This window comes from Gordonia sp. (in: high G+C Gram-positive bacteria), from assembly GCF_020438995.1.
In the GTDB taxonomy this organism is placed as follows: Bacteria; Actinomycetota; Actinomycetes; order Mycobacteriales; family Mycobacteriaceae; genus Gordonia.
Genome location: NZ_JAGQTN010000240.1, coordinates 1 through 5,926, shown reverse-complemented (window position 1 = coordinate 5,926; position 5,926 = coordinate 1). Strand labels below are relative to the sequence as shown.

6 protein-coding genes are annotated in these 5,926 nt (G+C 66.6%); 3 read left to right on the top strand and 3 right to left on the bottom strand.

Features of this window, described 5'->3' with window-relative positions:
* Positions 1 to 36: 36 nt before the first annotated feature.
* Complete coding sequence (locus KDB67_RS16910) at positions 37 to 1,035, bottom strand: acyl-CoA dehydrogenase family protein (RefSeq protein ID WP_291018031.1); 999 nt, start codon at positions 1,033 to 1,035, stop codon at positions 37 to 39.
* A gap of 166 nt (positions 1,036 to 1,201) precedes the next feature.
* Between KDB67_RS16910 and KDB67_RS16905 the strand changes: the two genes are divergently transcribed.
* The 3 genes from KDB67_RS16905 to KDB67_RS16895 all read left to right on the top strand — a co-directional run bounded on the left by KDB67_RS16905 (position 1,202) and on the right by KDB67_RS16895 (position 4,027).
* On the top strand, positions 1,202 to 1,852 hold the full coding sequence (locus KDB67_RS16905; protein WP_291018029.1) for a TetR/AcrR family transcriptional regulator: 651 nt from the start codon (positions 1,202 to 1,204) through the stop codon (positions 1,850 to 1,852).
* Between the two features lie 68 nt (positions 1,853 to 1,920).
* Positions 1,921 to 2,763 carry an acyl-CoA thioesterase domain-containing protein gene (locus tag KDB67_RS16900; protein WP_291018026.1) on the top strand — a complete coding sequence of 281 codons (843 nt, stop codon included), beginning with the start codon at positions 1,921 to 1,923 and terminating at the stop codon, positions 2,761 to 2,763.
* An 88-nt stretch (positions 2,764 to 2,851) separates the two neighbouring features.
* Positions 2,852 to 4,027: a serine hydrolase domain-containing protein gene (locus KDB67_RS16895; protein ID WP_291018024.1), complete on the top strand. Its 1,176-nt coding sequence runs from the start codon at positions 2,852 to 2,854 to the stop codon at positions 4,025 to 4,027.
* On the opposite strand, the gene KDB67_RS16890 is transcribed toward KDB67_RS16895, so the two are convergent.
* Positions 4,020 to 5,171, bottom strand: coding sequence for a thiolase family protein (locus KDB67_RS16890; protein WP_291018021.1), 1,152 nt, complete (start codon positions 5,169 to 5,171; stop codon positions 4,020 to 4,022). The genes KDB67_RS16895 and KDB67_RS16890 overlap by 8 nt on opposite strands.
* A gap of 18 nt (positions 5,172 to 5,189) precedes the next feature.
* The coding region (locus KDB67_RS16885) for an enoyl-CoA hydratase/isomerase family protein (RefSeq protein ID WP_291018018.1) at positions 5,190 to 5,926 on the bottom strand (737 nt) is incomplete at its 5' end.

The window sequence follows — 5,926 nt, the reverse complement described above, 5'->3', positions numbered from 1 at the left end:
GCGCTGAATTCCGCACGGAATTCCTCGATGTCGGCGTCAAAGCTGAGTTGCACGGTACCCCTCCGTGATGAGTGCGCGATGGTGGTCGGCGCCGCCGAAGAGCAGGTCGGCGGCCTTGGCGCGTTTGAGGGCGAACTGCAGGTCGTTCTCCCAGGTGTAGCCCATCGCGCCGAACAATTGGTAGCCGTTGCGGAATACCAGCGACTGGCATTCCCCGGCAGCGGCTTTGGCCATCGAGGCGGCCAGTTGCGCGTCCGGGGTGTCCGCGGCGATCGACAACGCGGCAAAATGCGTCAGCGCCCGGGCGCGTTCGATCGCGACGTGCATGTCGGCGGCCTTGTGCTTGACGGCCTGGAAACTGCCGATGGCGGCGCCGAATTGTTCGCGGGAACCGACATGTTCGAGTGTCAGGTCCAGGATCCGTTGGCACGCACCGACAATCGTGGCCGCAAGACCGACGAGCACCCGGCGCCGGGCGGCATCGACGTCGACGGTCACCCGGCGGTCGTCGGCGACGCGAACGCCGGTCAAGCTCAGATCGGCCACGTGCAGCAGCGGATCGAAGATCGGTACCCGGCGTGCGGTGACCTGCTCGGCATCCACCACGAACACCCCGGCACCGGTCACCACGGCGATCTGCCGGGCGCGGTCACCGTCGACCACCGACCGGGCGATGCCGTCGAGCACCCACCCGTCGCCCACGCGGGCGGCGTTCACCCCGGAATAGGCGGCGGCACCTGCGTGCCCGTCCGCAGGAGTGGTGCCGGTCAGCGGCGCGAAGTGTGTCATCGTCGCCAGATAGGGGGTGGGGTCGCTCGCCCGCCCCAGTTCTTCGAGCGCGATCGCCAGTTCCACGGTCTCGGCGACCTCGGCGAGCTCGGTCCAGCCCTGTGCCACGATGGCGCGCCACAGCGGATCCGGGTCGGAGCCGTCCTCGACCACCCGCCGCACCCAGCCGGGTGAGCATTCCTTGGCCAGGAACTCCTGGACCGTCTTCTGCCACAGCCGCTGATCGGAGTCCAACTCCAGAAGCATCCATCCACCTCTCGCTGAGAATCAGGTTCTCGTAAACAAAGAGTAGCGTATCGCGTCAGAGATGGACATCACCGCGCGAATCCGCTAATGACAGTCCGCTTGCGGCTAGACTGCCCCGTATGCAGTGCCAGAACAGGACGCTCCGGACGAAGGCCCGGCCGCTGTCGTGACCGATTCCAGTGACGAGCCGGCGTGGAAGCAACGGGCCGTGGAGCGGTCGATCAAGACCGCCAAGCTCCGTGCCGAACAACGCGTTCAGCGATTCCTCGACGCCGCCCAGGCGATCATCACCGAAAAAGGCACCACTGAATTCACCGTTCAGGAGGTCGTCGACCGCTCCCGGCAGTCACTGCGCAGTTTTTATCTCCAGTTCGACGGCAAGCACGAACTGCTTCTGGCATTGTTCGAGGACGCTCTCAACAAGGCCGCCGCGCAGATCCGCGCCGCCGCCCAGGCCGAGGACGATCCGGTCGAACAACTGCATGTCGCAACGACTTTGCTGTTCGAGCTGTCGCGGCCGGACCCCACCGCCAAGCGGCCACTGTTCAGCGATTTTGCTCCGCAGTTGCTCATCACCCACCCCACCGAGGTCCGGATCGCACACGCGCCGCTGATCACCCTGTTCGCCGAACTCATGGCCGACGCCGCGGATGCCGGACGCGTGAAATCCACCATCGGAATCCGGCGGCTCGCAGCGATGACGATGCAGACGGTCATGTTCATCGCCCAGTCCAGCGAGCCCGAATCGTCCGATTCGCACCCTATTTCCGCTGACGAGGTGTGGGAATTCTGCTCACAGGGGTTCCTCCACCACTGATCGGGACGCATCCAGCATGCGAGAATATGGTTCTCGCTTGAGAGAATGATCTCCGCTACGCTGGGGCCATGTCTGCTGAGTGGGATCGACTGCTGTCCGTCCTCGACCTGAAACCCTCACCCGAGTCCGGGGACACCACCCTGGTGGGCGGTAACCTCGACCTGGATTATCACCGATTGTTCGGTGGCCAGATCCTCGCGCAGTTCGTCGCCGCGGCCCTGCACTCGTGTCCCGGCAAGTCCGTGAAGTCGCTGCACAGCACCTTCGTCAAGGAGGGACTGACCGACAGCCCGGTCACCTACAAGGTGTCGGTCCGGCACGAGGGCCGATCCTTCGCCACCACCCAGATCGACGCCGTCCAGGGCGACCCGGCCCGGGGTGAGCGGCTGATCGCCACTGCCACCGCGTCGATGCACGTGCCCGAGGACGGTCCGGACATCCAAGCCGTCGATCCCGTCCCCGCTCTGCTCGACGAGAGCTTCGAGCGGACCATCGAACTCCTTCCGTGGCAGGCACGTTCGGCCGACGACCTCGACGACCCGGCCGTCGGGCCACCCACCTACGAACTCTGGATGAAGACTCCCGAGGTACCCGAAGGCCGGGCCGAATGCATCGTCGCGTACGCGACGGACCTGACCCTGATCGGCACTGCGCTTCGTCCGGTCGAGGGCTACGACCAGCGCGGCAACGGCACCGTGTTCCTCTCGGCCGTCACCTCGCACACCCTGTGGTTCCATCGGCCCGTACGCACCGACCAGTGGCTGCTGCTGCGCCAGCACTCCCCCATCCTGACCGCCGGACGCTGCTTCGGCCGAGGCGACCTGCTCGACGCCGACGGCCGGCTGCTCGTCTCGTTCGCGCAGGAGGCGATGATGCGCGGCCTGCAACCGGCACCTCCGGCGACAACCTGAAATTATCTTCAACTCCGCCGAACGGCACTCGCACACGGCATACACTCCCCACCGGGCGGCATTCCGGCCGCCGGGTAAGGAGGCCGACATGAGCACCCCGGTGGATGACGACGATCGCGCACAGGCACTCAAAGGCGTGACCGACGACAGGTTCGCGCCGGTCACCGACATGCTGGCGGCCAACCTGGACTCGGGCGCCGAACGTGGCGCATCCCTGGTGATCAACATCGACGGTGAGAACGTGGTCGACGTGTGGGGCGGCTTCGCCGACACCGAATGCACCCGGCCGTGGGAATCGGACACCATCGTCAACGTGTGGTCCACCACCAAGACCGTCACCTACCTGTCGATGCTGATGCTCGCCGACCGTGGTGAACTCGACGTCGACGCCCCCGTCGCCACCTACTGGCCCGAGTTCGCGCAGAACGGCAAGGATTCGATCACCGTCGCGCAGGTGATGGCGCATACCTCCGGAGTGTCCGGCTGGGACCGTCCGGTCAGCGTCGAGGACCTGTTCGACGTCGACACGGCCACGGCCCGGCTCGCGGCTCAGGCGCCGTGGTGGGAGCCGGGCACCGCGTCGGGCTATCACGCGCTGAACCAAGGTCACCTGCTCGGCGAGGTACTGCGACGCATCACCGGCATCACGCTGCGCGACTTCGTGGCCCAGGAGATCGCCGCACCGCTGGGCGCCGACTTCCAGATCGGCGCGAAGGAAAGCGACTGGGACCGAGTCTCACCATTGAGCAACCCACCGGACCTGGGCGTCGACCTCGTGGCAATGCTCGGACCGGACCACCTGGCCGTCAAGACTTTCGGCGGGCCTGCGGTAGCCGGCATCGACGCCAACCGGCCGGAGTGGCGCAACACGATCATCGGTGCCGCCAACGGTCACGGCAACGCCCGGTCGGTGGCCAGAATCCTGTCGGCCATCACCCTCGGCGGAACCGTCGACGGCGTCCGGCTGCTGTCGGAGAAGACGATCGAGCAGGCGCTCGCAGTACGCGTCGACGACGTCGACCAGGTATTGATGGTGCCGGTACGTCGCGGCCTGGGCTTCGCCCTCGCCGGTGCCGCCACCGCACCCGGAGTTCCTGCCGACGGCCGCATCGCCTTCTGGGGCGGCTGGGGTGGCTCGCTGATCTTCATGGACCTCGACCGCCGCATGACCTTCTCGTACGTGATGAACAAGATGGGCAGCGGCATCCTCGGCAACGAACGCAGCCTCGCCTACCTCGCCACCCTCTACAGCACCGTCAGCTGACCTCGATCACGGTCGCCGATCCCATCCCGCCCCCCGCACACATCGCTGCAACCCCGATTCCCCCTCCACGCCTGCGGAGTTCGTGGACGAGGGTGACCAGCATGCGGGCGCCGGTGGCGGCGACGGGATGACCGAGCGAGCAACCGCTGCCGGAGACGTTGACCTTTTCCGGTTCGATCTCCAGAAGCTTCACGCAGGCAACACAATTGGCGGCGAAGGCCTCGTTGATCTCGAACAGGTCGACATCGTCGAGCGACAGACCTGCGCGTGCAAGCGCTTTCGGGATCGCGGTCACCGGCGACAGACCGGTCTGCGACGGTTCGACGCCCACGTTCGCCCACGACCGCACCGTGGCGAGCGCGGGCAGACCCAACTCGCTTGATGCGATCGCGAGCAGCGCGGCGGCATCGTTGGCTCCGCACGCATTTCCGGCGGTGATGGAGAATCCCTCGATCTCCGGGTGCAGCGGTTTGAGCGCGGCCAGCTTCTCCGCGGTGGTCGTACGGCGCGGATGTTCATCGATGGAGAACAGCCCACGCGGGGTCTTGATCGGCACGATCTCGTCGTCGAATCGCCCTTCGTCGATCGCCGCGATCGCCTTCTGGTGCGACCGCAACGCCCAGGCATCCATCTGCTCGCGTGAAATCCCGGCCGCCACAGCGGAGTTCCAGCCGACGGTGATCGACATGTCCTGGTTGGGGGCGTCCGGCTCATTCGGGTGAGTCGGCGGCATCCACGGGTCGATCCATTCGTCCTCACCCACCCGTAGCTTCGACTTGGGTGAGGTCGACGCCGAATTCACCCCACCTGCCAGGATCAGCGAATCCATGCCCGCCCGAATCGATCCGGCGGCCGACTGCACCGCCGACAGTCCTGCGGCGCAGTGTCGGTTGTTGGCCAGCCCCGGTACCGTCCGCAGCCCAGCGGTGATCGCGGCATGGCGCGCGATTACACCGCCGCCGTAGAGCCCCTCACCCAGGATCACGTCGTCGATCTCGGCGGTGTTGCCCAGCGCCGCCACGTCGGCGGCAACCGCCGACACGATGTGCTCGGCGAGGTCGAACGCGTCGGTATCGCGCAGGCTGCCCTTGCCCGCGGTGCCGATCGGTGTGCGCCGGGCGGCGACGATGACTGCTTCTGGCACGGTAATGACCTTTCCTTCTCAGCTCTTGGGTGCCGTGAGCCGGGCGATCGTCGCCCGGAAGTCGTCGGTCTGGAACGAGATCTCCTCGGCCATGTTCGCGTAGTCGAGGCTGGCGAGCACGGCGCGTTCGAGATGGATGTTGAGCATCCGCTTGGTGGCCTCCACCGCCTGCTGCGGCAGGTCCATCATCTTCTTGGCGCATGCGATGGCATCGGCCAGCGGATCGTCGGACACGTGGTTGGCCAGGCCGAGCGCGACGGCGCGTTCGGCGGGGATCCGGGTGCCGGTGAGCGCGAATTCCTTGGCCTGCAACAGGCTGATCTGCAGCGGCCAGGTGAGCGGACCACCGTCGGCGGCGACCAGCCCCACCTGTACGTGCGGATCGGCAAGATACGCGGTGGGTGCCATGTAGACGGTGTCGCTCAAAGCCACCAGGCTGCAACCCAACCCGACGGCCGGCCCGTTGACCGCGGCCACCACCGGCACCCGGCAGCGGGCCATTCCCAGGACCAGCTCACGGCCGTGGCGAATCGTCTTGGCACGCAACGCCGGATCCTCACCCAGCTCCGCGAGGTAGGTGAAATCGCCTCCGGCGGAGAAGGCTTTGCCACGGCCGGTCAGCACCGCCGCCCGCACCTCGGGATCGTCGGTGAGCTGGTTCCACAGCGACGCCAGCCCCGAATGCAGATTGTCGTTGACGGCGTTGAGGGCGTCAGGCCGATTGAGGGTGATGATCCGCAACGCACCGTCCGCGG